This window comes from Flavobacterium galactosidilyticum, assembly GCF_020911945.1.
GTDB lineage: Bacteria > Bacteroidota > Bacteroidia > Flavobacteriales > Flavobacteriaceae > Flavobacterium > Flavobacterium galactosidilyticum.
Genome location: NZ_CP087135.1, coordinates 845869 through 871740, shown reverse-complemented (window position 1 = coordinate 871740; position 25872 = coordinate 845869). Strand labels below are relative to the sequence as shown.

Genomic DNA, 25872 nt, shown 5'->3' with positions numbered 1-25872 from the left:
CATTATTTTACAAATGAAACAAATTGTTTCAATTTTCCACTTTTGTTTCGTTCTAATTTATCTTTTTTATCGAAGATGAACACTAAATCACTTTCTAAATAAAGCATAATTGCCTTTTCAATTTTTTGAATTTGTGCCGAATTTAATTCGGTTTCACTCACATATTCGATTTCAAAAGTATCTATTTTTGTTTGTTTAATTACAAATTCTTTTACATTTCCATCATCTTCAATAATGCTTTTTGTGATATAATAAAATGTCAATCCTGGTGCTTTTTTGCCACTTGGTAAAATTGCAATATCATTAGTACGCCCAATCAATTTCTTTAGAATTGGTTTTTGTAGTGTACTTTTTTCGTCTAGAATTCCAATATCACCAATGTCATATCGAATAAATGGATGCGCTTTATTGAATAAGGAAGTAATTACAATTCGGCCTGAAGTACCATTAGGAACCGCTTGATTATTTTCATCTAAGATTTCAACAAATAGCGTTTCAGCATTTACCTGCCATTCTCCATCCGTATTTTGGAAAGCTATTAAGTCTAATTCTGAAGCACCATATTCATTGATAATTCGAATGCCAAATTGCTTTTCTAAAAGTATCTTATCATCCTCAAAAAGCATTTCGGAGGTAACCATACACACTTTCAAAGTTGGACAAATAGCAGTAAGAACAATATTTTTTTTCTGCAAATATTTGGCAAATAAAACGATAGAACTCGTATAGCCATTGATATAATCAAATTTTTCACGTTGAAATGTCTTCAACATTTTCTCTAAAACTTCGTCCGATAAATCAAAAACCGAAAATCGAAAACGATGACTTAAAAAATCTTTAATTCGTTCTTTTATGTTACCAATATAATCCAATGGAATTCCATAAAATCGTGCTTGATATGAAGTGTTAAAATCGATTCCGTACCAACCAAAACGATAGATGTTTGAAGCCCAGGTCATAGCATGACAGTATTTGTCTTTGGCAAAAATAAAGGGAGTTCCGCTAGAGCCAGATGTTTTATTTATGTAACTTTTTTTTAGGGAATAGCCTTTTGATAGCCTTTCTAATAATGGACTTTGTAAATTCTTTTTATTTAAAATAGGTAAGTCGTTCCAGTTTTTAAATTTTTTTGAACCCACTAAATTTTGAAAAAAGGCATTATTTTGCAAATGGAAAGCAACAATTTGTTGCTTTTTATTTTCAATAAAAATTTCGTGATCAACTTCAGATAAAGCTATAATTTTTTGCAATTCGGATTTTGCTTCCTTCATAGGAAAACCATTAAATTTAAGTGTAAGGTCGAATAGTGGAAACATTATGAGCTCTTATTTCATCAAAAATAATATTTACCAACAACTATTGGACAATTACCAACAAGTTTTTAGGAATTAATTATTTTTTAAGTTCAAAAGCAATTATTTTTGCGGCTTATAACTAACTATCTACAAAATGAATATTTTACTACTGGGTTCTGGAGGAAGAGAACATGCTTTTGCATGGAAAATGATTCAAAGTCCGCTTTGTGACACACTTTTTGTAGCGCCAGGAAATGCTGGTACTGCATCGATAGCGACTAATGTTGTTATAAGTCCAACTGATTTTGAAGCTATAAAAACATTTGTTATTAAAGAAAATGTAACAATGGTTGTTGTAGGTCCAGAAGATCCATTAGTAAAAGGAATCTACGATTTCTTCTTAAATGATGCTGACTTAAAACATATACCAGTAATTGGACCATCTAAATTAGGTGCGCAACTGGAAGGAAGTAAAGAATTTGCAAAAGAATTTCTAATCAAACATAACATTCCAACGGCAGCATACGATAGCTTTACGGCAGAAACAGTTGAAAAAGGATGTGAATTTCTGGAAACATTGCAACCTCCATATGTTTTGAAAGCAGATGGACTTGCAGCAGGAAAAGGAGTTTTGATTATTCAAGATTTGGCAGAAGCCAAAGAAGAGTTGAGAAATATGCTGGTGCATCAAAAATTTGGTACAGCAAGTGCTAAAGTGGTTATCGAGGAATTTCTAGACGGTATAGAGCTAAGTTGTTTTGTATTGACTGATGGAAAGAATTATAAAATTCTCCCAACTGCTAAAGATTACAAACGCATTGGCGAAGGTGATACAGGATTGAATACGGGCGGAATGGGAGCAGTTTCTCCAGTTCCTTACGTAGATGCTGTTTTAATGGAAAAAATTGAAACACGTATCGTAAAACCAACTATTGATGGTTTTCAAAAAGATGGTATATCGTACAAAGGTTTTGTTTTCATTGGATTAATCAATGTCAATAACGAACCCATTGTAATTGAATACAACGTGAGAATGGGTGATCCAGAAACCGAAGTGGTGATCCCTAGATTGAAAACTGATCTAGTCGCGTTATTTTTGGCTGTAGCCAAAGAAAAGCTAGATGAAATTACTTTAGAAATTGACGAAAGAAGTGCAACAACAATCATGGTTGTATCTGGAGGTTATCCTGAGGATTTCGAAAAAGGGAAATTAATTTCAGGATTAGAAACCATTGAAGATTCTATAGTTTTTCATGCAGGAACAAAACTAGATAACGGCAATGTTGTTTCAAATGGAGGAAGAGTTTTAGCCATTACTTCGTACGGAAATGATTTTGAAGAGGCCATAAAAAAATCTTACCAGAATATAGATAAACTAAATTTTGATAAGATGTATTTTAGAAAAGATATTGGAAACGACTTGAAATAGTTTCCAATATCTTTATATTTTTTAAATCTTATTTAAAAAATGAATGTGCAGTTGTGTCTTGATTGTCTTCGTTATTGTCTTTGTGCAATTTTAATTGCTTGATCCAATATACCATTGCAGCGACACAAATAATCATGAAAATCCAGTTGATTGTATTTGCCGCAAACCAAGATGACAATTCTAAAGAGCGAATAAAGTCAAGTGGAGCAAATAAAATGTCTACAAATAAGTATTGTATTGCTTCGAAAAATGCTTTCATAATGTATAAAATTAATTTTAGTAGTTGTTTTATGTGCTTAGACTAATAAAAACTCAAATTTTGAGAATCTTTTCGGTCTTGCTAGGTTTACTTTTTAAACAAGTATTATATTTACGAACACAAAAGTATAAAATATCCTTATGATAACAAGTGTTTTTAGAAAATCTACACCATTAAATTTTTTATTGGTTGGGATTTTAATGCTGTTTTTCTTTTTACTGTTTCTATGGCAAGATTTATCTTGGACAAATTCCATCTTTTTAATAGTAACAAAAGTAGGTTTATTTTGCCTTTTAGTAGCTTCTGTCTTTATGGCAAATTTCATTGCTAAGAAGAACGGATTGAGTAAAGACAGTACATTCACAATCTTTTTTTATTTTTTGTTTCTCCTTTTTTTTCCGTCAGTTTTAGATCATACTAATCTGATTGTGTCTAACTTTTTTATACTCCTTGCGCTACGCCGATTAATTTCACTTCAGTCGCTCAAAGCGTCGAAAGAAAAAATATTTGATGCGTCATTTTGGATTTTTTTGGCAGCATTATTTCATTTTTGGAGCATAATCTTCATAGTTTTGGTTTTTATATCAATACTGTTTCATGTTTCTAGAGATTATCGAAACTGGATATTACCATTCATAGCTTTTTTTGTGGTAACAATTTTCTTTCTAATTTATGCAGCAGTTTTTAATTTGAACGGCTTTGAATACCTTAATCAAAGTGTTGAAACAAATTTTGAGATTAACTATTTTACCACTAATTATCAAAATGCTGCCTTCTCAATTTATGCTACAGTTGCTTTGTTTTTTGTAGTTTCTATGTTTTCAACATTGTCAAATAGACCGCAACTTTTAATCACTTCCTACAAGAAAATTATAGCTTCTTTTTTTATTGGTGTTCTTATATTTATGGTTTCAAGTAATAAAAGTAACGATTTGCTCATTTTTACTTTTGCTCCTTTAGCAATAATGGCAACGAGTCATATTGAAATGCCACAACTAAAATTGAATAAAGAACTAGCTCTTTATGTGCTTATTTTATGTAGCATGTTTGCTTTTTTCTCTCAATTATAATTTTATTCCGTAAGCTAAATCACCCGCGTCACCAAGTCCAGGAACAATGTAGTTTTTAGCATCAAGCCCATCATCTAAAGAAGCGATCCATAGATGGCAGTTTTCAGGAAGGTGTTCCTCAAGATGAGCAATTCCTTCTGGAGTTGCAATAACAACGGCTATATGAATTTCTTTAGGACTTCCTCGTTCCATTAATTGATTAAAAACGGCAACTATTGATTGACCCGTTGCGAGCATGGGATCAAGTAATAAAAGGTTTTTATTATTAATATCGGCAACAGCCTGGTATTCCACTTTTATTTCAAAATAATCATCGTTGTTTGGATGGTGTCTATAGGCTGAAATAAAACCATTTTCAGCGTCGTCAAAATAATTTAGAAAACCCTGATGCAACGTAAGTCCAGCTCGTAGAATTGAACATAAAACGAGTTTATCATTGATAGCTGTTGTTTGTTTTATACCAAGTGGCGTTTCAATTTCAATGTTTTTATATTCTAATTCTTTGCTTAGTTCATAAGCCATTATTTCGCCTATTCGTTCAATATTTCTTCTAAAACGCATGCTGTCACGATGAACATCTATGTTTCTTATTTGTCCTAAAAAGTGATTCAGGACACTATTATTTTCTGATAAATTATGAATTTGCATGATTTGGGTTTTGCTATTAAACTTCTACAGTTTTTGTTACCGTATAAAAGTATAAAAAGTATCTTTGTGATTATAAAATATAAAAATATGTTTTCAAAATTAGCTTATTCTGTATTCGAAAAAAGTATTAGGGACTATCATCAATTTGATAGTGTAGATCAACCTATCAGCAATCCGTATCCTAAAGATAAATTTGAACATTTGTTGTATCATAAAAATTGGATTGATACCGTACAATGGCATTTTGAAGATATTATTCGCGATCCAAATATTGATCCAGTTGCGGCCTTGACCTTAAAGCGTAGAATTGATGCTTCTAATCAAGAACGTACTGATATGGTAGAATATATTGATAGTTATTTTCTTCAAAAATACAGTCAGGTTGTTATCAAAGACAATGCTAAAATTAACTCTGAAAGTCCGGCTTGGGCTTTTGATAGATTGTCTATTTTAGCTTTGAAAATTTATCATATGAATGAGGAAGCTACTCGCGAGGAAGCTACTCAAGATCATAGAGATAAATGTCAAGTAAAATTGAATGTTTTACTAGAACAAAGAACAGATTTATCTGCAGCCATTGACGATTTACTAACTGATATTGAAAAGGGTGATAAATTCATGAAAGTGTACAAGCAAATGAAAATGTACAATGACGATGAATTAAATCCTGTATTGTACCAAAATAAGAAATAGTTTTTGGCAAACTCAGCATTGTCACATACAATCCAACATATAGCCGTCATGAGACTTTCCGCAATGGGAGATGTCGCCATGACGGTTCCTGTTTTACGCGCTTTTGTAAAACAATATCCAGCAATTCAATTGACGGTAATTTCCCGTCCTTTTTTTAAGCCTTTCTTTGACGGAATCCCTAATGTTTCTTTTTTTGCTTTCGATGAAAAAGAACGTCACAAAGGGTTCTTGGGATTGCTTCGATTATTCCAAGATTTAAGAGCACTTCATATTGATGCTTTTGCCGATTTACACAATGTGTTACGTTCTCAAATTACCCGAAACCTTTTTGCTTTAAGCGGAAAAAAAGTTGCGGCAGTTGATAAAGGACGTCAAGAGAAAAAACAACTCACTCGCGCTGAAAATAAATTTTTCAAGCAATTGCCAACTATGTTTGAAAGGCATTGTAAAGTTTTCGAAAAGATTGGTTTTCCTGTAAATTTATCAACACCAGAATTTCCAGGAAAAGCTATTTTAAATGTTGAAATTTTAAAAATTATTGGTGACAATCAAGAAAAACTGATCGGAATTGCACCTTTTGCGCAATATGATTCTAAAGTTTATCCGATAGATTTAATGCAAGAAGTTATAAATGAACTGGCTCTAAATAGTAATCATACTATTTTGCTTTTTGGCGGTGGAAAGAAAGAGATTGAAGTGTTAGAATCGCTTTCAAAAGGTAAAGATAACGTCATAAATATGGCAGGTAAAATTAAATTTCAACAGGAATTACAATTGATTAGTAATTTAGATGTGATGCTTTCTATGGATTCTGGAAATGCACATATTGCTGCAATGCTTGGTATAAAAGTTGTAACGCTTTGGGGTGCAACACATCCTTTTGCTGGATTTTCACCTTTTAATCAACCGCTGGAACATGCTTTGGTTTCCGATAGAGAAAAATATCCTTTATTGCCAACATCAGTTTATGGAAATAAAAAAGTTGAAGGTTATGAGGATGTAATGCGAACGATTGAACCTAACAAAGTGGTGGCGTATATTCAGTCGCTGTTGTAGATTTTTAACTTGGCTTAAAGCCAAATCCCATTTTCTCTACATCGTACTATTAAAAATCGCTTTAGATTAGAAATGGATTCTTCAAAATCAGGTGGCTACAGGCCAAAACGTATCGATTCCCTTTGTTGTTTTTCAGTTTCCTCCAGAAGGTGGTTTGTTTTTAAAAAGCTCTCGTGGTCTTTTCATTTGGCATAAAATTAAAAATTCCAAAGCCCAATGTTTAAGTTGGAGTTTGGAATTTTAAATAGTGGATATTTATTTTCTAAACATCATCATAGTCAATATAAATACTCTCAGATGTTGGATGCGCTTGACAGGTAAGAATCAATCCACTTGCGATTTCTTTATCAGTAAGGATCGAGTTTTTAGTCATTTCAGCAGTTCCTGATGTAACACGAGCAAGACAACTACTGCAAATTCCGCCTTGGCAAGAATAAGGAGCATCGATACCTTGTTTTAAAGCGGCATCAAGAACGGTTTGTTTCTGAGACATTTCAAAAGTGGTTTCGTCATCATCCACCATAATTGTGATTTTAGAATGTCCGCTTAATGATTTTTCGATATTATTTTCAGCACTAGAAGAAGCAAATAATTCAAACTTTATTGCGCTGTCCTTAACGTTGTGTTCTTTTAAAACATTAGAAACGATATTAATCATTTCTTCTGGACCACATAAGTAGAACTTATCAAATTCCAATTCCTTGTGTTTATTATTCAGAACAAAATTCACTGTCGATTTTTCAATTCGCCCGAACAAAGCAGGTTCCACTTTAGCTTGACTGTATACGTAATGAACAAAAAGGCGTCCTACATATTGTAATTGCAAATCGTGTAATTCTTGGTGAAAGATGGTTTCTTCTGGCGTTTTGTTCCCGTAAACCAATACAAAAGAACTCTTCGGTTCGTTTTTTAATACTGATTTTAGTATTGACATAATTGGTGTAATTCCGCTTCCAGCTGCAAAAGCCACATAATTTTTTTGTCGCTCCGCTTGTGGTTCAAATGTAAATTTTCCTTCGGGAGTTCCCACTTCAATTACATCTCCAGCTTTTAGTTTTGTATTGGCAAATGGAGAAAAAGTACCGTGCTTAACCGCTTTAATTGCAATGCGAAGTTCGCCACTTTCTGGAGATGAGCATATCGAATACGCACGACGAATTTCCTGACCGTCTAATGTTAATTTCAAATTTAGGTATTGACCAGCAATGAAATTGTAATTTGCTTTAAGTTCTTCAGGAACGTTAAAAAGGATAGAAACGGCGTCTTTAGTTTCGCGTTTTACTTCTTTTATAATTAGTTTTAAAAAGGATGACATGTGATTGTTTTTTGGACAAAGATAATAAACTGATTAGGTTTCTTAAATCAAAGTATTTGAAAATTTATAATAGGGGTAAAGTAGTGGATATTTTTTGAGACTAACAGCACGAAAATTCACGAATTGAATTATTTTAAAATTAAATCACACCAATTTTAGTCTTGATAAATTAGTGAAATAAGGAAAAATTAGAATTTGTCTTAATTCGTGTAATTTGTGGTTGATTTTTTAAAATAAGAAGCACTTTTTTGTAACGTTTTCCTAGTTTTACGTACCTACTATACAACCAAAATAACCAAACTATGATTCAAAAATTCCTTTATCTCGAATGGAAAGCTTTTTTTAGATCGGCTTCCTTCGCGACCAACTTGGCTTTAAAAATCCTGATGGGTTTTGTTGCTGCTTATTTCATTCTAGTTTTTTTAGCATTAGGGATTGGCGTTTTCTATATCTTCAAGAAAATGAATTTAGATCCAATCATAACTGTAAATAAATTCATGATTTACTATGTAGTAATGGATTTAATCATCCGATTGCTGTTGCAAAAAATACCTGTAATGAATATCCGTCCGCTATTGATTTTCCCTATAAAAAAAGCAACAATTGTACATTTCTCTTTAGGTAAAACTGTGTTATCATTCTTCAATTTAGTTCATGGTTTTTTCTTGATTCCGTTCAGCATTGTTTTAATGATTGAAGGCTATGATGTAATATACGTAATTCTTTGGTTTACGGGAATATTCTCTTTGCTGTACATCAATAACTTTATCAATATTATACTAAGCAATAAAGATAATTTATTTGTAATTTTCCTAGGAATAGCAGCTATTTTAGGCGGATTACACTATTATGGACTATTTAATATAACGGAGATTACAGCACCATTTTTTAATGCTGTTTTCAATACCTATTGGGCCTTTGCAATTCCAGTTTTGGTTTTGATCGTATTGTATTACTTCACTTTCCTTTATTTCAAAAGAAATTTATACCTTGATGCTGGACTTTCTAATAAATACGATGTGGCTAAAACGGAGAATTTAACTTGGCTCAATAAATTTGGAACCATTGGTACTTTCTTAAAAAATGACATTAAACTTATTAAGAGAAACAAACGTTCTAAAACTACCATTGGATTAAGTGTTATGTTTCTGTTTTATGGTCTTCTGTTTTTTTCTTCAACTGCTTTTTATGGTCCAGTGATGCACATTTTTGCAGGAATTTTTGTCTCAGGAGGATTTTTAATCACTTTCGGACAGTTTGTTCCGAGTTGGGACAGCGCTTATTACCAATTAATGATGACACAAAACATTCCGTACAAAGAATATTTGAGCTCTAAATGGTGGTTGATGGTTATTGCAACTATACTTACGACAATAGTGGCGTCATTTTATCTTTATTTTGGCTTTCAAACCTATCTGGTTATTATAGTGGGTGCCATTTATAATATTGGCGTGAATTCGCATTTGGTTTTATTAGGCGGTGCTTATACTAAAACGCCAATTGATTTGAGTTCTGGAAAAGGCGCTTTTGGTGATAAAAAAGCATTCAATATGAAAACGATGTTGATCTCTATTCCTCAATTAGGATTACCTGTTTTACTCTATTGGTTGGGTTCTAAATATGCCAATCCTAATGTAGGATTAGTATTAGTAGCCGCAGTAGGAGTAATAGGATTTGCTTTGAAAAACAAAGCTTTTTCACTGATTGAAAAAGTATATAAAACAGAGAAATACGCAACTATAGCAGCTTACAAACAAAAAGGATAATAGTAATTTCATCAAACCATTCATCAAATTAACTTTTATAAAATGATACAAGTAAACAAGCTTTCAAAAACATATAACGGAACAACCGTACTAAAAATAGATTCATTAGAAATTAAAAAAGGCGAAAGCTTTGGACTTGTTGGAAACAACGGCGCTGGAAAAACTACTTTTTTTAGTCTTTTATTGGATTTAATCCAACCTTCAACAGGAAATATCATCAATAATAGTGTTGAGGTAAATACAAGCGAAGCATGGAAACCATTTACTGCTTCTTTTCTAGACGAGAGTTTCTTAATAGGCTACTTAACTCCTGAGGAATATTTTTATTTCATTGGCGATTTACGCGGACAAAACAAAGCCGATGTTGATGCTTTATTGGCTAAACATGAAGAATTTTTTAATGGTGAAATCCTTAAAAATAAAAAATATTTAAGAGATTTATCAAAAGGGAATCAGAAGAAAGTAGGAATCATCGCCACATTAATTGGAAATCCTGAAGTTATTATTCTAGATGAACCTTTTGCTAATTTAGATCCAACAACTCAATTCCGATTAAAGAAAATTATTAAAGGTCTTGCCGATAATCCTGAAATCACAGTACTAGTTTCTAGTCATGATTTGCAACACACCGTTGAGGTTAGTGATCGAATTGTTGCGATGCATAAAGGCGAAGTAGTTAAAGATATTCAAACTTCTGAAGAAACATTGAAGGAATTAGAATTGTTTTTTGCCGTTTAATTTGGGCGTGACCCTTCGTGAAAACTTCGGATCGGGCTGTGCGCTGTATCTTTAATTTTCTTAAAGAAAGAAAATAAAGGATGCCGCTTCCATCCCTCACGCACGAGAGGAACATTCAATTAAATCGCTATAATTTTCACGATATCAAAAAGAAATGTATTTTTACCAGTCAATATACTAAAAAGTATATTTAATAGTTAATTGATAAAAACGTTTTCCATTGAAAATCAATATAATCAAACATTTATTTATTCCGTCATTTTTAGTTTTTTTAGTAGCTTGTTCTACTAAAAAAGACACTTTTTTGGCTAGAAATTCGCACGCATTAAGCACTAAGTATAACATTTTATACAATGGCGGAATAGGCTTTGAAAAAGGACTGAAATCAATTCAAGCCAATAACGAGGACGATTTTTGGGAGCTCTTGCCACCAGAAAAGATGCAAATTAAGGATGAGATATCCACCAGCAATAAATCTAGTAATGCTGATTTTGAATTGGCTGAAGCCAAAGCTACTAAAGCCATCCAAAAACACTCCATGAATATTGGAGGAAGAGAAAAAAATAGTCAAATAGATGAAGCCTATTTAATGCTTGGAAAAGCGAGGTATCACGATCAACGATTTGTGCCAGCTCTAGATGCTTTTAACTATGTCTTGTACAAATATCCAAACAGTAGCAAGATTTACGAAGCTAAGATATGGCGTGAAAAAACTAACATGCGTTTAGGAAATGATGCTTTAGTTATAAAAAACATCAGTAAATTACTGGAAGATCAGAAATTAAAACATCAAGTTTTTGCCGATGCAAATGCATTGCTAACCGCTTCTTTTTTAAATGTAGAAGAGAAGGATAGTGCTGTTGCGAAAATAAAATTGGCTATCGAATTTACTAAAGTAAATCAGGAAAAAGCGCGCTACCGTTTCATTTTAGGTCAGCTGTATCAAGAACTCGGGTACAAGGACAGCGCTGTTGCTGCATATAAATCGGTTATCGAAATGAATAGAAAAGCAGATCGACGATTTGTCATTCAAGCACACGCTAAAAAAGCAGAGTTGTTTGATTATCAAAATGGTGATTCTGTTAATTTCGAAAAAACATTTGATAAATTAATAAAAGATAGAGAAAATCGTCCTTATAAAGATTTGATTTTTCATCAGATGGCTTTGTTTCATGACAAGAAAAACAATCAAAAAGCGGCATTAGAATTTTACAATGCGTCTTTGCAAACAAACTCTAAAGATGCTTATCTAACAGCATCAAATTATAGGAACTTAGGAAATATGTATTTTAGAGATGCTGCTTATTCTCAAGCGGCAAAATATTATGATAGTACTTTAGTTAAACTGAATGCAAAGTCTAGAGAGTTCATCAAAATCCAAAAAATAAGAGGCAATCTCGATGAGGTTATTTTGTATGAAGCAGTTGCAAAAAGGAATGATAGTATTCTAACAGTTGTAGCAATGAATCCTGCTGATAAAGTAACTTATTTTGAGAATTATATTTTAAAGCTTCAAAAGCAAGATGAGGAAAAAAGAATTTTAGAAGAAAAAAACAAGGAGAAACAAGAAAACATTAATAGAAATAATGCAGCTTCCTCTTTTGATGTTGTTTCTAATCCCGATGCTCCGCAACCAACCAGAAGATCAGCAATGACGCCACCTGCAATGCCAGGTACAAATTCGAAAACTGCAGGAACTACATTTTATTTCTATAATCCTACAACAGTTGCTTTTGGAAAATTAGAATTTAAAAAAGTATGGGGAACTAGAGTTTTAGAGGGCAACTGGAGAAATGCATCGGTTAAAGGAAATACTAGTCTCGCTGATTCAGCTACTGAAGAAAGTGACATTGCTGAAAATGATGAAAATGCCACCAAAATTGTTGAACAATACACCACAGATTTTTACCTAAAACAGCTTCCAACAGAAACAGTGGAAATAGATAGTATCCACAAAGAACGCAATTTTGCTAATTATCAATTAGGTATTATTTACAAAGAAAAATTTAAAGAAAATCGCTTGGCTATTGCAAAGCTGGAAGATTTATTGAGCAGCGATCCTGAGGAAAAACTAGTGCTTCCTGCTATGTACAATTTGTATAAATTATATCAGATTGCTGATGCTAGTAAAGCAAATGATATGAAGAATAAAATTAGCGCTCAGTATCCACAATCTCGATATGCGCAAATCGTTAATAACACCGGTGTAGATTCTAGTTCGCAAAACGAATCACCGGAAAGTGTCTATAATAAATGGTATAAATTGTTTGAGAAGGAGCAGTTTGCTTTAATTTTAGAGAGTATAGACCCATTAATAACGCAGTATTCAGGTGATGAAATTATATCAAAATTCGAATTATTAAAAGCAAACACAATTGGCAAATTGAAAGGTATTACTGCTTACAAAAACGCTTTGCAAGTTGTTGCGGATAATTATCCAAATCGTGAAGAAGGGAAAAACGCACAAACGATAATCAATGATCAAATCCCACTTTTAGAGAAATTAGAATTTGTCACGACGGAGTCCAATAGCTGGAAAGTTTTATATCAAGTAGGCTTACGGGAGGATAAAAGCACAAAAGATTTAGAAGAGAAAATCATGAAATTCATTGCTAGTGAGAACCTTCAAAAACTGACTTTTTCTTATGATATTTATACTGATAGTAAAAATTTCATTACTATTCACGGTATAAAAACTAAGGCTTATGCTGATGATATTGCTTTAGTTTTAAAAGATAATGCAAAATTTAAAATTACAAATCCAGCAATTGTAATTTCAGCTGAAAACTATAAAGTGATCCAAATCAAGAAAAATCTTGAAAACTATTTAGCACTTGAAAAGAAATAATTATGTTTGACAAAAAGCCAAAATCATACACAGATCTTTTAGGTAAAACCAATCGAATTGTAGAAGGGACTACCATAAAAGGAGATATCATTTCAGAAGCTGATTTTAGATTAGATGGAAATTTAATAGGTAATTTTCAGTCAGTTGGAAAGATAGTTATTGGACCTGCCGGAAGTGTTATAGGGGATATTGTATGCAAAAATGCTGATGTTGAAGGGAAATTTAACGGAAGTATGCAAATCACTGAAGTGCTGAATGTAAAGTCGAAAGCTAGCATTGCTGGAGAAGTTAGCGTAGGCAAGTTATCGGTTGAGCCAGGTGCTGATTTTAGCGCTTCTTGTGTGATGAGTAACAATCAAAAAAAAGGATCGCTTACTGATGGAAAAAAACAATAATCCAAAGCAAACTAATAAGTGGCTAGTAATGATGAATATTCCTTTTCAAATGGGTGTGATCATTTTTTGCTTTACTTATTTAGGAATGTGGCTGGATGAAAAATATACTAATACATCTATTTTTACAATAATATTATCACTTTTAGCTGTTTTTATAGCATTATATAATGTTATCAGACAGGTTGAAAATTTAAACAAAGACGATTAATGCAGCAATTTTACAAATTTTTGAAGTTAATAATTCCCTTTTCAATTGTACTTTTTTTCATACAAAAATACACAATTGATTCTTTTTTTCAAAATATTACCTTTTTTTATTCGACCTGGAGTATTTATCTTTTTCACCTATTAATTACTCTAGTTAGCTATGGTTTTCTTTTATTTGTAAATAGAACTTTTGCTGATAAAACCGGATTTGCCTTCATGGGATTTAGTTTATTCAAAATGATGGCTGCAATTGTTTTTCTTATACCCTTGATTCAGTCAGACCTTGAGAGCCAGATTCCGGATGTAAGTGCATTTTTTATCCCGTATTTTTTATACTTGTTTTTCGAAACTTTGTTCGCAGTTCGTTTATTAAGTAAACAATAAAGGAATAATATGTTATGATTGTTATTTAAATAGATTTTTAGTCTTAAAAACAAAATGATATATTTTCAATTATAAATAAATTATGTACCTTTGCAAAAAATTTTGAAACGTAAAATTAGACACACAATTTAATAATGGTATTTTCAAATAAACCCGTTCAGTTCTTATTAGTTGCCTTAGTAGCCAGTATTCCTTATTTTGGATTTGCAAATCCAGTGGTTGATAGCCTTTCTATTGCTAATGAAGCAGTTGCTGTTCAGCATGAAGAAGTCTCTCATGAAAAGAAAGCATTTGATGCTACAGAATTAATTAATTCTCACATTGGTGATTCTCATGAGTTTCATATTGCAGACTGGGGCGGACATCCTATTTCTTTTTACTTACCAGTAATTTTGTGGACTAACAGTGGTTTAGAAATTTTCTCTTCTGAAAGATTTCACCATGACAATGAAGCAAAACATGTTGTTGATGTTAATGGCCAAAAGTTAGTGCGTTTCAACGAAGTTATTTATTATGCAGATAAATTTGAAAAACTAACTGTAGAGGAAAGAAAAAATGGTGCATTTGCATTTGATGCAAGACCATTAAACTTTTCAATCACTAAACTTGTATTTTCAATGTTTATGTCTTCTATAATAATGTTTTTATTATTTTTAGCTGTTGCAAGATCATACAAGAAAAACGAATTGGCACCAAAAGGGATCGCTGGTTTTCTTGAGCCACTTGTAACTTTTGTTAGAGATGATATCGCTAGACCTAACATTGGAGAAAAAAAATACGAAAAGTACATGCCGTACCTTTTGACAATCTTTTTCTTTATTTGGATTAACAACCTTATTGGTTTAATTCCGTTTTTCCCATTTAGTTCAAACTTGACAGGAAATATTTATTTTACTTTTGTAATGGCATTAATTACTTTTATTGTTACAACTTTAAGTGGAAATAAAGATTATTGGGGGCATATTTTCAATACGCCAGGAGTTCCGTTTTGGTTAGCACCAATTATGATTCCTGTTGAATTGATTGGGATGTTAACTAAACCATTCGCATTAATGATTCGTTTATTTGCTAACATTACGGCAGGTCACATCATTATTTTAAGTTTAATTTCACTAATCTTTATATTTGAAACGGTAATGGTTTCTCCTATTTCTGGAGCGTTCGTTTTATTTATGAGTGTATTAGAAATGTTAGTTGCAGCATTACAAGCCTATGTGTTTACGTTGTTATCAGCATTGTTTATCGGTCAGGCTGTTGCAGAGCACGATCATCATTAATCTGAGTTTTAATAATTATTAACTATATAAATTTATCATTATGGTATTAGCTGGAATCGGAGCTGGATTAGCAGTAATTGGAGCAGGTCTTGGAATTGGAAAAATTGGTGGATCTGCTATGGATGCAATTGCTCGTCAGCCAGAAGCTGCTGGAAAAATCCAAACTGCTATGATTATCGCTGCTGCACTTATTGAAGGTGTTGCGCTTTTCGCAGTAGTTGTTGCTTTAATTGCAAAGTAATTAAAAATTAAAATTTCCTGTAGCGGTTGGCTACAGGGAGTTTTTATTTCTAAAACAAAAAAATTATTTTAAATATATACATATGAATTTTACAGCACCGGAGAGTTTAATTTTTTGGACAACGATCATTTTCTTTGTTTTCTTTCTACTTTTAAGAAAATTTGCTTGGAAACCAATTTTGGGAGCAGTAAAAGGTCGTGAAGAATCTATTAACAATGCTTTGGCTTCTGCCGAATCAGCGCGTAGAGAAATGCAGAATTTAACTGCAGATAACGAACGTATTTTACAAGAAGCAAGATTAGAGCGTGATAACATGCTAAAAGAAGCTCGTGAAATGAGAGATAAAATGGTTGCTGATTCTAAAAAAGAAGCACAAGTTCAAGGAGAAAGAATGATTTCACAAGCAAAAATTGCTATTGAAGCGGAGAAAAATGCAGCTATGGCTGAATTGAAAACACAAGTTTCTACTTTGTCATTGAATATCGCAGAAAAATTATTGAAAGACGAATTATCTAATAAAGAAGCTCAAACTAAATTAGTTGAGAAAATGTTAGGTGACGTAAAATTAAACTAAAATTATGTCAGGAACTAGAGCAGCAATTCGTTATGCAAAAGCATTCTTAGATTTAGCTATTTCTGCAGGAAATGAGCAAGAAGTCTATAAAGATATGGCTTTGATTTCTTCAACAATTAGTGGAAATGAGGAATTGAATAATTTTATTCAAAACCCTACTATTTCTGTTGGTGTGAAAGAAAGTGCTTTGACTGAAGTTTTCGCAGGTACAACTAAATTGACTAAAAGTCTTTTCCATTTGTTATTCGAAAACAAGAGATTCGAAATTTTAGGAGATATCGTTTCTCAATATATTCTTTTATCTGATGAAAACAATGGTTTCCAAGTTGTGAAAGTAACTACAGCGATTCCTATGGATTCTGTTTTAGAAGCAAAAGTTTCTGAAAAAATAAAAGAATTTTCAAATAAGAAAATCACAATAGTAAATACTATAGATCCATCTATTATAGGAGGATTTATTTTAAGAATAGGCGACAAAGAGTACAATGCTTCAGTTGCTAATAGATTACAAGTTTTAAAAAGAGAGTTAAGTAACTAGTTTTATTGCACTTTAAAGTGTCTAAATTATAAATTAAGATGGCGGAAATCAAACCTGCTGAGATATCAGCAATATTAAGAAAGCAAGTAGAAGGTTTTGAATCTGGCGCTACGCTAGAAGAAGTAGGAACAGTACTTCAAGTTGGAGATGGTATTGCTCGTATTTACGGGCTTTCAAATGTTCAATACGGTGAGTTAGTAGAATTTGACAACGGTCTTGAGGCTATTGTTTTGAATCTTGAAGAAGACAATGTTGGTGTGGTACTTTTAGGACCATCAACAGGAATCAAAGAAGGTTCAACTGCTAAAAGAACACAGCGTATTGCTTCTCTTAAAGTAGGAGAACAAATGGTAGGACGTGTAGTAAACACACTTGGTTTTCCTATTGATGGAAAAGGGCCAATAGGTGGTGACTTATACGAAATGCCATTAGAAAGAAAAGCTCCTGGAGTTATCTTCCGTCAACCAGTAACTGAGCCGTTACAAACAGGTATCAAAGCAGTAGATGCAATGATTCCAGTGGGTAGAGGTCAACGTGAGTTAGTTATTGGTGACCGTCAAACAGGTAAATCAACTGTTTGTATCGATACCATCTTAAATCAAAAAGAGTTTTACGATGCTGGTAAACCAGTATTTTGTATCTATGTTGCAATTGGGCAAAAAGCATCAACTGTAGCAGGTATTGCAAAAATGTTAGAAGAAAAAGGAGCAATGGCTTACACTATTATTGTTGCTGCTAATGCTTCTGATCCTGCTCCAATGCAAGTTTATGCTCCGTTCGCAGGTGCAGCAATTGGAGAATATTTTAGAGATTCAGGTCGTCCAGCTTTAATTGTTTATGATGATTTATCTAAACAAGCTGTTGCTTACCGCGAGGTTTCTTTATTATTAAGAAGACCACCGGGACGTGAAGCATATCCTGGAGACGTTTTTTACTTACACAGTCGTTTATTAGAACGTGCTTGTAAAGTAATTGCGGATGACGGAATTGCTAAAAACATGAATGATTTACCAGATTCATTGAAATCAATTGTAAAAGGTGGTGGTTCATTGACTGCTTTGCCAATTATTGAAACTCAAGCTGGTGACGTATCTGCGTATATCCCAACAAACGTAATTTCGATTACAGATGGTCAGATTTTCCTTGATGGAGATTTGTTTAACTCTGGGGTTCGTCCAGCGATTAACGTTGGTATTTCGGTATCTCGTGTTGGTGGAAATGCTCAAATTAAATCAATGAAAAAAGTAGCAGGAACTTTAAAACTAGATCAAGCACAATTCCGTGAATTGGAAGCGTTTGCTAAATTTGGTTCTGATCTTGATGCGGTTACATTGAACGTAATTGAAAAAGGAAAAAGAAACGTTGAGATCTTGAAACAAGGTTTGAACGATCCATATACTGTTGAAGACCAAGTTGCTATTATCTATGCTGGTTCAAAGAACTTATTGAGAAATGTTCCTGTGAATAAAGTAAGAGAATTTGAGAAAGATTTTTTAGAATTCTTAAACAACAAACACAGAGCTACTCTTGATGCATTGAAAGCAGGAAAGTTAACAGATGAGATTACTGATGTGATTCAATCTGTAGCAAAAGAATTATCAGCAAAATATAACTAATAAAGTATTAAGTAAGAAGTATTAAGTATCAAGATTATCGCGATACTTAATGCTTGATACTTAAATCTTAATACAATAAAGATGGCAAATTTAAAGGAAATCCGTAATAGAATTACTTCCGTTTCATCAACGATGCAGATCACATCAGCGATGAAAATGGTTTCTGCAGCAAAGCTAAAGAAAGCACAAGATGCAATCACAGCGATGCGCCCTTATGCCGAAAAATTAACGGAATTATTGCAAAATCTTTCAGCTACTCTTGAAGGTGACGCTGGTGGAGAATATACGACACAACGCGAAATAAAGAAAGTATTACTTGTAGTAATTACCTCTAATAGAGGTCTAGCTGGTGCGTTTAATACTAATGCAATTAAGGAAGCTAAAAACCGTACTGCATATTATGCAGGCAAACAAGTTGATGTTTTTGCTATAGGTAAAAAAGGAAATGATGTTTTGGGAAAAACTAGCACTGTTGTTGCAAATCATAGCACTGTGTATGACAATTTGACTTTTGATAATGTTGCTGCTATTGCTGATGTACTGACTGAGAAATTCGTTTCTGGTGAATATGACAGGATTGAATTGATCTACAATCAATTTAAAAATGCTGCTACACAAATCGTTCAAACAGAACAGTTTTTGCCTTTAGCGCCTTTAAAAAGTGATTTAAATGTTACTCCTGGTGATTATATCTTTGAACCTTCGAAAGAAGAAATTGTTTTAACATTGATTCCTAAATCACTAAAAACACAATTGTACAAAGGTATTCGTGATTCATTTGCTTCAGAACACGGAGCGCGTATGACTGCGATGCATAAAGCAACAGATAACGCAACTGAATTGCGAAATCAATTAAAATTAACTTATAACAAAGCCCGTCAAGCTGCAATTACTAACGAGATCTTAGAGATCGTGGGTGGAGCGGAAGCATTGAAAGGGTAATACATTATTATATTTTATTAAAAAGGCGATTGAAACTTGTTTCAATCGCCTTTTTTTGTGCTTTATTTCTAAAAAACCTGACCTATGATCTAGCTAATATTCGCAACAAATCTGTTGTCGAACTCCTGTATCCTTGCTTTTGTAAATTAAATAGTAGTCGTAGTATAAAAAATAGTTTTGCGTTATTATGCGTTATTGGCTATTTTTTATTAAATAAAACGCATAACAAATTATTTTTATTAGAATCTTTATTATATTTAACTTTTATTTATTTAATTATAAACCGATGAATTTTAACTAATTACAACCATTAATATGAAGAAAACTACTCTAAAGACATTAAAAGCCACATTTAGCGCCTGTTTGATTTTTTGCGTACTATCTGCAAATTCCCAGTGCCTTCAAGGGGCAGAGTTTAGTAAAAGCACACCTAAAAGAGATTTAAGAGGTGTCTTTCTTGCTTCTGTTTTCAACTTGAACTGGCCTACTAGTAAAACTGCCAGTCCGGCTGTTCAGCAAGCGGAGTTGATCAGTATTTTAGATAACTTACAAGCCAATGGCTACAATACTGTTTTTTTTCAAATTCGTCCCGCAGGAGATGCACTTTATGCCTCTACATTAGAGCCGTGGTCTTATTATTTAACAGGAACCGAGGGTCTTGCTCCAAATCCATTGTGGGATCCTTTATCATTTGCGATTACGGAAGCACATAAACGCGGACTTGATTTACATGCATGGATTAATCCTTATAGATCCAAGAACGGTACTTATACGAATGCAGCTAGTCATCCATCAAATACTAATCCGTCATGGGTGTTAACAGCCGCGACTAATGTGAATCTAAAAATTTTAGACCCAGGTTTGCCTGCAGTTAGAAACCATATTGTATCCATCATTCAAGATATTGCCACTCGATATGATGTAGATGGAATCCATTTTGACGATTATTTTTATCCAGGTAGTTTCATGAAAGCAGTTCCAGACAATCAAGACAAACAAACCTTTATTGATAATAATCCTAACAATCTTTCATTGGCTGATTGGAGAAGGGAAAATGGTAAACTTATGATAGGAATGGTATATGATGCAATCCAAGTTATCAATACTAACTTAAACAAGAACATCGTCTTTGGAGTGAGTCCATCAGGAATTTGGAAGAGTGGCGTTCCAACTGGAATATCTGGAGGCTCCCATTTTAATGAGTTATTTTATGATCCAATTGCGTGGCTAGATGCTGGGAAAGTAGATTATTTAGCGCCACAAGTATACTGGAAGATTACAGGACCACAGGATTATATAAAACTTACACAATGGTGGAATGATCAGGTGAAAACTAGAAACAAGCAATTGTATTTAAGCCAAGCGTATTATAAAATGGATGATTCTAATAATTTTGCTTCTTCTGAGATGCAAAATCAAATTATACACAACAGATCATCAACTATGGATGCTGCTTTTGGGCAAATTGCGTATAGCTACGCTTCGATAAAAAACAATTCAAAGTCAATTAATACAAATCTTCTCCTAGCAGAGTACAAGTACAAATCTTTTGCTCCACCAATACCCGGTAAAGATGCGATTTGTCCAAATCCACCTGCAAACATAATCAAAACAGGTACAACGCTAACGTGGAGTACTCCTGCAGCTGCGGCAGACGGTGATTTGCCTGTGAAATATGTAATTTATGCTTTCAGTAATGCTGCAGAAGCTGTAACTAACAAAGATGATGGTTCTAAAATAATTGAGATTACGGCTAGTAATCAATATATCTTAACACAAGACCAAGCTGATAATAAATTTATTATAGTAACTGCGTTAGACAAAAATAATAACGAAGCCGGCACTTATGATCCTAGCTTAGGAAATGATGATTTTAAATTAGATAGTAGTCTATTATTAAGTGTGTATCCAAATCCTTTTGATACTGAATTTACTATTAATTTAAATGAATCAATATCAAATACGGCACTTGTTAGTATTTACGAAGGAACAGGAAAACAAGTTTGGCAACAATATTATGATGTCAACATAAATTCAAAGATCGTAGTTAATCCTACAAATCTTGCAGGTGGGATTTATTTCGTTAAAGTTACTTTTGAAAATGGTAGCAGTGAGAGTTTTAAAATAATTAAAAAGTAAATAAAATATATTTTACCAAAAAAAGCCGTCTCAACACAAAATTTGAGATGGCTTTTTTTTGTTTAACTTTACAAGATTAAAGTTAGCAAAAAGAATGAAACTACAAATAGAAGAACTCTCTACTAAACAAGAAATGCTGGATCAGTTTGAAGTTATGCAGCATTTGTACACCAAATTTACTTTAGAGAAATACGATTCCTATCTTACTGAAATGATACCGCATAATTACAAACAAATTGCGGTTTTTGAGCATGGTATTTGTATAGGAGTTTCAGGATTGTGGTCAGGAACAAAACTCTGGTCGGGTAAGTATTTAGAGATAGACAATTTTATAGTGCATCCCGATCACCGCAAAAAAGGAGTTGGCAAGATGATGACGGATTATATTGATGCTAAAGCAAAAGAAACCGGTTGTACAATGATCGTATTAGACGCGTTTACCGGTAATTTTGCAGCACACCGTTTTTATTACAATCAAGGATATGCGCCTAAAGGGTTTCATTTTTTAAAGATTTTAGATCCAGACGGGTTAAGTTAAATTTAGTACCAATGAAAAAATTTGCAACAATAATTTCCTTATTTACTATCTCAATCAGCCTTACTTTTTGTGCTATGAAACAAGAATTGCAATCAGAATTTCCGCAGGAAATACATTCTGTTTTCTACCAAAAAATAGAGTTGTCAAATAAAGAGGATGGAATACACTTTTATATCGAATTCAAAAAACCACTCGCACCTACTATAAAGTTAGAGAAAATATATTTTCAAAAACAGTCGGCTGCAGTTGTTGAAATCACTACAAGCGCTTTTGTTGCTCACTTTAAAGATAGAAACAAAAAGCACGATTTTATTTTAGATTCAAATTCTGCTAAGGAATATGGCAATAAAGCTCCTATTATTGAAAAATCTAAATTCGAATTAAAAAGTAATGAAGCGGTGGTAGAATTTAAGAATAACAACAAAACACAGTTCTTCAAAATCACAAACATCACAGAAAAAAGAACTAAATAGTGTTTTCAAAACTGAATCGCTTTTGCTCTTTCAAAACAATCAATCACTTCAGATGATTAAATGAAAGATTTGGTTATTTTTGTTCCTTTAATTTTAATACACACAACCACTTTGGGATTATATAAAAACCTTTTTAAACAAACGGCTATTTACGGATTGGCGACAGTGATTCCGAGGATGTTCAGTTTTTTATTGGTTCCATTGTACACAGATTTACTTCCAAAAGAGGAATACGGAAAAATTTCTATCATTTTTGCCGGCATGATATTTTTTAATGTTATTCTAGCATACGGAATGGAAACTGCCTTTTTTAGATTTTATAATAAGGAAACAAATAAAAGTGCCGTTGTGGAAACCACTTCGATTTCTATTTTTTGGACTTCCTTCATCTTTTTGGTAATTTCACTACTATCTCAAAACACAATAACCAAGTGGTCTGGAATCGATGGGCAATTTATCACTTATACAATTTGGATATTAGTACTCGATGCGTTGGTAATTGTTCCGTTTTCTAAGCTAAGAGTCAATCAGCAACCCATACGATATGCAATTGTAAAAATTGGAAACGTAGCAGTCAATTTATTTCTAAATATTTTCTTTTTGATTTCGTTACCAGCAATTGCAAAATCAAATCCAGAACATTTCTTAAGTACTTTTTATATCGAGAATTTCCAAATAGGATATATTTTCGTTTCTCTTATTGTTGCTAGTTTGCTGACATTCTTAGTGCTTTCGCCTACTTATTTCAAACTAAAATGGCAGTTTGATTATAAATTGTGGAAACAAATGATGAAATACGGAATGCCTATTATGGTAGCCGGAATAGCATTTGCCATTAACGAACAATTCGACAAAATCCTACTAGGTTACTTATTACCTTCAAATATCGCCGTATCAGAAGTAGGTGTATATTCCGCCTGTTACAAACTGGGTTTATTCATGGTTTTATATCGTATGGCTTACACTTTAGGAATAGAACCTTTCTTTTTTAGCCATGCTTCAAATGAAAATGCACCTCAAACGTATGCTACTATTACCAAGTATTTTGTGATTTTTGGTTCGTTTATTTTACTGTCAGTAATTGTTTTTGCTGATATTCTAAAAATTATAATGATTCAAAATTCTTCTTATTGGGAAGCAATGAAAGTGGTGCCACTTATCATTCTAGCAAATTTCTTTCTGGGAATTTATACTAACCTTTCAGTTTGGTACAAACTGATCGACAAAACACATTATGGCGCTTATATATCAATTGTGGGAGCAATGATAACATTAGTGCTTAACTACTTATTAATCCCTACTATGAGCTATTACGGGTCAGCAATTGCCACAATTGCGGCCTACGGAAGCATGATGGGGATTTCTTATTATTTCGGAAATAAGTATTACCCTATTCCGTACGACATCAATAAAATCTCCGTTTATTTGTTGGTCTCCATCGGATTTTCTGCGATTTCATTTTATGGTTTTCGAGAAAATTATTTCGTCGGAATCCCGCTATTACTGCTATTCATGTATTTTATATACCACAACGAAAAAGAATTATTAACTAATATTTTAAAACGAAAACCAAATTAAATGTTATTTTCTAGGAGCTAATCGCGCTGTACGTTTCAAGCTTTTTCCTAAATCGTTTTTTTCTAAGCACAAAAAGGAGCTTCTTCCAATCGCTCTTTTTGTACAAGAAAAAATACAATTTTATAAAAAAAGGCTTTCCACTTCCATCGCGGCTAGAGCTCAGTAATAAAAGAAATACTAATTTAGAAACGTGTTCTTCGTTCTATAAAACAAGATAAAATGACAATAAATATTATAAACAAATCAGGTCACGCCTTACCAAACTATGAAACTATAGCTTCAGCAGGAATGGACTTAAGAGCTAATATAACCGAATCAATAACGCTAAAACCGCTAGGGAGAGCTATTATAAAAACAGGTCTTTTCATCGCTTTGCCTATAGGCTACGAAGCGCAAGTGCGCCCTAGAAGTGGTCTTGCTGCTAAAAACGGAATTACAGTATTAAACGCACCTGGAACGATTGATGCTGATTATCGTGGGGAAATTGGAGTGATTTTAGTAAATTTATCAAATGATGATTTCGTAATTCAAAACGGAGAGCGCATCGCACAAATGATCATCGCTAAACACGAACGTGCAGACTGGATCGAAGTGCAAGAACTAACAGAAACTTCCAGAGGAGAAGGTGGTTTTGGAAGCACGGGAGTGAAGTAGTGTTCAGTAGAAAGTTTTGCGGCTAGTTGCAAAATAGTTGTTCTTAACACGATTATATTCAGTAAAATTTTTAATTAAACCATATAAAAATCTGCGGAAATCAGTTCAATCTGTGGCTAAAAAACAATAAAAATCTTCGTAAACTTTACGAAAAACCTTCGTGAAGTTTGCGGTTAAAAAAAATAATATGAAAATAATCGTACCTATGGCGGGCCGTGGATCACGCCTTCGTCCACACACATTAACTATTCCTAAACCGTTAATTCCTATTGCTGGAAAACCTATTGTTCACCGTTTGGTTGAAGATATTGCTGGTGTTTTACAACAAGATATCGAGGAAGTAGCTTTTATTATTCACGAAAGTTTTGGTAAAAAAGTGGAGCAAGAATTAATTGCAATTGCCACTAAATTAGGTGCTAAAGGAACAATTTATTACCAAAACGAAGCCTTAGGAACTGGTCATGCGATTATGTGTGCCAAAGATTCTTTAAGCGGACCAGCGGTTATTGCTTATGCTGATACATTAATTCGTGCAGATTTTGATTTAGATAAAGATGCTGATAGTGTGATTTGGGTAAAACAAGTCGATCAACCAGAAGCTTTTGGTGTAGTAAAACTGAATGAAGCGAATGAAATAGTAGAACTAGTAGAAAAACCAAAGGAATTTGTATCTGATCTTGCTGTAATAGGAATTTATTATTTCAAAGACATTACTGTTCTAAAAAACGAATTGCAAATAGTCTTAGACAACAATATTATCCACGGTGGAGAATACCAAATTAATGACGGTATCAAACAAATGATGGCTAAAGGAATGAAATTTGTTCCTGGAAAAGTATCGGAGTGGATGGATTGTGGTAACAAAGATGTAACCGTAGACACTAATTCTAGAATGTTAGGATTCTTGCACAATGACGGAGAATATTTAGTAGATCACGACGTAAAAATCGAAAATTCAACTATTATTCCGCCGTGTTATATTGGCAAAGATGTGATTTTGATTAACGCAACTGTTGGACCAAACGTTTCTTTAGGAGATGGTTGTCATATACAAAATAGTACTATTAAAAATAGTTTAGTACAAACACATTCTCATATTAAAAATGCGAATTTAGACAATGCTATGATTGGTAATCATGCAAGTTTCGATGGTGATTTTACAAATATAAGTATTGGAGATTATTCTGTTTTAGAGTAAT

General features: G+C 33.0%; 25 protein-coding genes. 21 read left to right on the top strand and 4 right to left on the bottom strand.

What is annotated here, in order from left to right; translation table 11 throughout:
• Positions 1 to 2 precede the first annotated feature (2 nt).
• Positions 3 to 1316 (bottom strand): phenylacetate--CoA ligase family protein, encoded by a 1314-nt coding sequence (locus tag LNP27_RS03785; RefSeq protein WP_229943179.1) that lies wholly within the window; start codon positions 1314 to 1316, stop codon positions 3 to 5.
• Positions 1317 to 1449: 133 nt separating this feature from the next.
• Between LNP27_RS03785 and purD the strand changes: the two genes are divergently transcribed.
• The gene (gene purD, locus LNP27_RS03780; protein ID WP_229943178.1) at positions 1450 to 2724 is read left to right on the top strand and encodes a phosphoribosylamine--glycine ligase; all 1275 of its coding nucleotides are present in this window, start codon (positions 1450 to 1452) and stop codon (positions 2722 to 2724) included.
• 28 nt (positions 2725 to 2752) lie between these two features.
• Here purD and LNP27_RS03775 read toward each other — a convergent pair whose 3' ends face one another.
• Positions 2753 to 2983, bottom strand: a complete 231-nt coding sequence (locus LNP27_RS03775; protein ID WP_229943177.1) for a DUF6341 family protein — start codon at positions 2981 to 2983, stop codon at positions 2753 to 2755.
• A 140-nt stretch (positions 2984 to 3123) separates the two neighbouring features.
• Between LNP27_RS03775 and LNP27_RS03770 the strand changes: the two genes are divergently transcribed.
• Positions 3124 to 4053, top strand: a complete 930-nt coding sequence (locus LNP27_RS03770) for a DUF6427 family protein (protein ID WP_229943176.1) — start codon at positions 3124 to 3126, stop codon at positions 4051 to 4053.
• Here the strand turns inward: LNP27_RS03770 and upp are convergent.
• The gene (upp, locus tag LNP27_RS03765; RefSeq protein ID WP_229943175.1) at positions 4048 to 4701 is read right to left on the bottom strand and encodes a uracil phosphoribosyltransferase; all 654 of its coding nucleotides are present in this window, start codon (positions 4699 to 4701) and stop codon (positions 4048 to 4050) included. The genes LNP27_RS03770 and upp overlap by 6 nt on opposite strands.
• An 87-nt stretch (positions 4702 to 4788) precedes the next feature.
• Here upp and LNP27_RS03760 point away from each other — a divergent pair, with 87 nt between their 5' ends.
• Together LNP27_RS03760 and LNP27_RS03755 are read left to right on the top strand one after the other, a co-directional pair.
• The gene (locus tag LNP27_RS03760) at positions 4789 to 5394 is read left to right on the top strand and encodes a DUF4254 domain-containing protein (protein ID WP_229943174.1); all 606 of its coding nucleotides are present in this window, start codon (positions 4789 to 4791) and stop codon (positions 5392 to 5394) included.
• A 48-nt stretch (positions 5395 to 5442) separates the two neighbouring features.
• Positions 5443 to 6450 (top strand): glycosyltransferase family 9 protein, encoded by a 1008-nt coding sequence (locus tag LNP27_RS03755; RefSeq protein WP_229943173.1) that lies wholly within the window; start codon positions 5443 to 5445, stop codon positions 6448 to 6450.
• 262 nt (positions 6451 to 6712) lie between these two features.
• Here the strand turns inward: LNP27_RS03755 and LNP27_RS03750 are convergent, their stop codons facing one another.
• Complete coding sequence (locus LNP27_RS03750; protein WP_229943172.1) at positions 6713 to 7765, bottom strand: ferredoxin--NADP reductase; 1053 nt, start codon at positions 7763 to 7765, stop codon at positions 6713 to 6715.
• Positions 7766 to 8067: 302 nt separating this feature from the next.
• Here LNP27_RS03750 and LNP27_RS03745 point away from each other — a divergent pair, with 302 nt between their 5' ends.
• The 17 genes from LNP27_RS03745 to LNP27_RS03665 all read left to right on the top strand — a co-directional run bounded on the left by LNP27_RS03745 (position 8068) and on the right by LNP27_RS03665 (position 25871).
• On the top strand, positions 8068 to 9531 hold the full coding sequence (locus LNP27_RS03745) for a DUF5687 family protein (RefSeq protein WP_229943171.1): 1464 nt from the start codon (positions 8068 to 8070) through the stop codon (positions 9529 to 9531).
• Between the two features lie 42 nt (positions 9532 to 9573).
• On the top strand, positions 9574 to 10269 hold the full coding sequence (locus tag LNP27_RS03740; RefSeq protein WP_229943170.1) for an ABC transporter ATP-binding protein: 696 nt from the start codon (positions 9574 to 9576) through the stop codon (positions 10267 to 10269).
• 220 nt (positions 10270 to 10489) lie between these two features.
• Complete coding sequence (porW, locus tag LNP27_RS03735) at positions 10490 to 13117, top strand: type IX secretion system periplasmic lipoprotein PorW/SprE (protein ID WP_229943169.1); 2628 nt, start codon at positions 10490 to 10492, stop codon at positions 13115 to 13117.
• A gap of 2 nt (positions 13118 to 13119) precedes the next feature.
• Entirely contained in the window at positions 13120 to 13512 is a 393-nt protein-coding gene (locus tag LNP27_RS03730; RefSeq protein WP_229943168.1) for a bactofilin family protein, read from the top strand.
• Entirely contained in the window at positions 13496 to 13720 is a 225-nt protein-coding gene (locus LNP27_RS03725) for an AtpZ/AtpI family protein (protein ID WP_229943167.1), read from the top strand. The genes LNP27_RS03730 and LNP27_RS03725 overlap by 17 nt, the downstream gene beginning before the upstream one ends.
• Before the next feature lie 517 nt (positions 13721 to 14237).
• Positions 14238 to 15380, top strand: coding sequence for a F0F1 ATP synthase subunit A (gene atpB / locus LNP27_RS03720; RefSeq protein ID WP_229943166.1), 1143 nt, complete (start codon positions 14238 to 14240; stop codon positions 15378 to 15380).
• A gap of 40 nt (positions 15381 to 15420) precedes the next feature.
• Entirely contained in the window at positions 15421 to 15621 is a 201-nt protein-coding gene (atpE, locus tag LNP27_RS03715) for an ATP synthase F0 subunit C (RefSeq protein ID WP_031453874.1), read from the top strand.
• Positions 15622 to 15703: 82 nt separating this feature from the next.
• Positions 15704 to 16195: a F0F1 ATP synthase subunit B gene (locus tag LNP27_RS03710; protein WP_229943165.1), complete on the top strand. Its 492-nt coding sequence runs from the start codon at positions 15704 to 15706 to the stop codon at positions 16193 to 16195.
• Positions 16196 to 16199: 4 nt separating this feature from the next.
• Positions 16200 to 16733: an ATP synthase F1 subunit delta gene (gene atpH / locus LNP27_RS03705; protein WP_229943164.1), complete on the top strand. Its 534-nt coding sequence runs from the start codon at positions 16200 to 16202 to the stop codon at positions 16731 to 16733.
• A gap of 38 nt (positions 16734 to 16771) precedes the next feature.
• Positions 16772 to 18349: a F0F1 ATP synthase subunit alpha gene (atpA, locus tag LNP27_RS03700; protein ID WP_229943163.1), complete on the top strand. Its 1578-nt coding sequence runs from the start codon at positions 16772 to 16774 to the stop codon at positions 18347 to 18349.
• 81 nt (positions 18350 to 18430) lie between these two features.
• Entirely contained in the window at positions 18431 to 19291 is an 861-nt protein-coding gene (atpG, locus tag LNP27_RS03695) for an ATP synthase F1 subunit gamma (protein WP_229943162.1), read from the top strand.
• 315 nt (positions 19292 to 19606) lie between these two features.
• On the top strand, positions 19607 to 21430 hold the full coding sequence (locus LNP27_RS03690) for a family 10 glycosylhydrolase (protein WP_229943161.1): 1824 nt from the start codon (positions 19607 to 19609) through the stop codon (positions 21428 to 21430).
• A gap of 94 nt (positions 21431 to 21524) precedes the next feature.
• Positions 21525 to 21968: a GNAT family N-acetyltransferase gene (locus tag LNP27_RS03685; RefSeq protein WP_229943160.1), complete on the top strand. Its 444-nt coding sequence runs from the start codon at positions 21525 to 21527 to the stop codon at positions 21966 to 21968.
• A gap of 11 nt (positions 21969 to 21979) precedes the next feature.
• Entirely contained in the window at positions 21980 to 22441 is a 462-nt protein-coding gene (locus LNP27_RS03680; RefSeq protein ID WP_229943159.1) for a hypothetical protein, read from the top strand.
• A gap of 111 nt (positions 22442 to 22552) precedes the next feature.
• Positions 22553 to 24019, top strand: coding sequence for a lipopolysaccharide biosynthesis protein (locus LNP27_RS03675; RefSeq protein WP_229944029.1), 1467 nt, complete (start codon positions 22553 to 22555; stop codon positions 24017 to 24019).
• Positions 24020 to 24238: 219 nt separating this feature from the next.
• Entirely contained in the window at positions 24239 to 24673 is a 435-nt protein-coding gene (gene dut, locus LNP27_RS03670; RefSeq protein WP_229943158.1) for a dUTP diphosphatase, read from the top strand.
• 187 nt (positions 24674 to 24860) lie between these two features.
• Entirely contained in the window at positions 24861 to 25871 is a 1011-nt protein-coding gene (locus tag LNP27_RS03665) for a sugar phosphate nucleotidyltransferase (protein ID WP_229943157.1), read from the top strand.
• Position 25872 lies beyond the last annotated feature (1 nt).

Excerpts from the sequence above, each read along its gene's own strand:
- dut (WP_229943158.1), top strand. The coding sequence starts at position 24,239 with ATGACAATAAATATTATAAACAAATCAGGTCACGCCTTACCAAACTAT.
- LNP27_RS03680 (WP_229943159.1), top strand. The coding sequence starts at position 21,980 with ATGAAAAAATTTGCAACAATAATTTCCTTATTTACTATCTCAATCAGC.
- LNP27_RS03730 (WP_229943168.1), top strand. The coding sequence starts at position 13,120 with ATGTTTGACAAAAAGCCAAAATCATACACAGATCTTTTAGGTAAAACC.
- LNP27_RS03725 (WP_229943167.1), top strand. The coding sequence starts at position 13,496 with ATGGAAAAAAACAATAATCCAAAGCAAACTAATAAGTGGCTAGTAATG.
- atpE (WP_031453874.1), top strand. The coding sequence starts at position 15,421 with ATGGTATTAGCTGGAATCGGAGCTGGATTAGCAGTAATTGGAGCAGGT.
- atpG (WP_229943162.1), top strand. The coding sequence starts at position 18,431 with ATGGCAAATTTAAAGGAAATCCGTAATAGAATTACTTCCGTTTCATCA.
- atpH (WP_229943164.1), top strand. The coding sequence starts at position 16,200 with ATGTCAGGAACTAGAGCAGCAATTCGTTATGCAAAAGCATTCTTAGAT.
- atpA (WP_229943163.1), top strand. The coding sequence starts at position 16,772 with ATGGCGGAAATCAAACCTGCTGAGATATCAGCAATATTAAGAAAGCAA.
- LNP27_RS03760 (WP_229943174.1), top strand. The coding sequence starts at position 4,789 with ATGTTTTCAAAATTAGCTTATTCTGTATTCGAAAAAAGTATTAGGGAC.
- atpB (WP_229943166.1), top strand. The coding sequence starts at position 14,238 with ATGGTATTTTCAAATAAACCCGTTCAGTTCTTATTAGTTGCCTTAGTA.
- LNP27_RS03690 (WP_229943161.1), top strand. The coding sequence starts at position 19,607 with ATGAAGAAAACTACTCTAAAGACATTAAAAGCCACATTTAGCGCCTGT.
- LNP27_RS03685 (WP_229943160.1), top strand. The coding sequence starts at position 21,525 with ATGAAACTACAAATAGAAGAACTCTCTACTAAACAAGAAATGCTGGAT.
- purD (WP_229943178.1), top strand. The coding sequence starts at position 1,450 with ATGAATATTTTACTACTGGGTTCTGGAGGAAGAGAACATGCTTTTGCA.
- LNP27_RS03775 (WP_229943177.1), bottom strand. The coding sequence starts at position 2,983 with ATGAAAGCATTTTTCGAAGCAATACAATACTTATTTGTAGACATTTTA.
- LNP27_RS03770 (WP_229943176.1), top strand. The coding sequence starts at position 3,124 with ATGATAACAAGTGTTTTTAGAAAATCTACACCATTAAATTTTTTATTG.
- LNP27_RS03740 (WP_229943170.1), top strand. The coding sequence starts at position 9,574 with ATGATACAAGTAAACAAGCTTTCAAAAACATATAACGGAACAACCGTA.
- LNP27_RS03755 (WP_229943173.1), top strand. The coding sequence starts at position 5,443 with ATGAGACTTTCCGCAATGGGAGATGTCGCCATGACGGTTCCTGTTTTA.
- LNP27_RS03665 (WP_229943157.1), top strand. The coding sequence starts at position 24,861 with ATGAAAATAATCGTACCTATGGCGGGCCGTGGATCACGCCTTCGTCCA.
- LNP27_RS03745 (WP_229943171.1), top strand. The coding sequence starts at position 8,068 with ATGATTCAAAAATTCCTTTATCTCGAATGGAAAGCTTTTTTTAGATCG.
- LNP27_RS03750 (WP_229943172.1), bottom strand. The coding sequence starts at position 7,765 with ATGTCATCCTTTTTAAAACTAATTATAAAAGAAGTAAAACGCGAAACT.
- LNP27_RS03710 (WP_229943165.1), top strand. The coding sequence starts at position 15,704 with ATGAATTTTACAGCACCGGAGAGTTTAATTTTTTGGACAACGATCATT.
- upp (WP_229943175.1), bottom strand. The coding sequence starts at position 4,701 with ATGCAAATTCATAATTTATCAGAAAATAATAGTGTCCTGAATCACTTT.
- LNP27_RS03785 (WP_229943179.1), bottom strand. The coding sequence starts at position 1,316 with ATGTTTCCACTATTCGACCTTACACTTAAATTTAATGGTTTTCCTATG.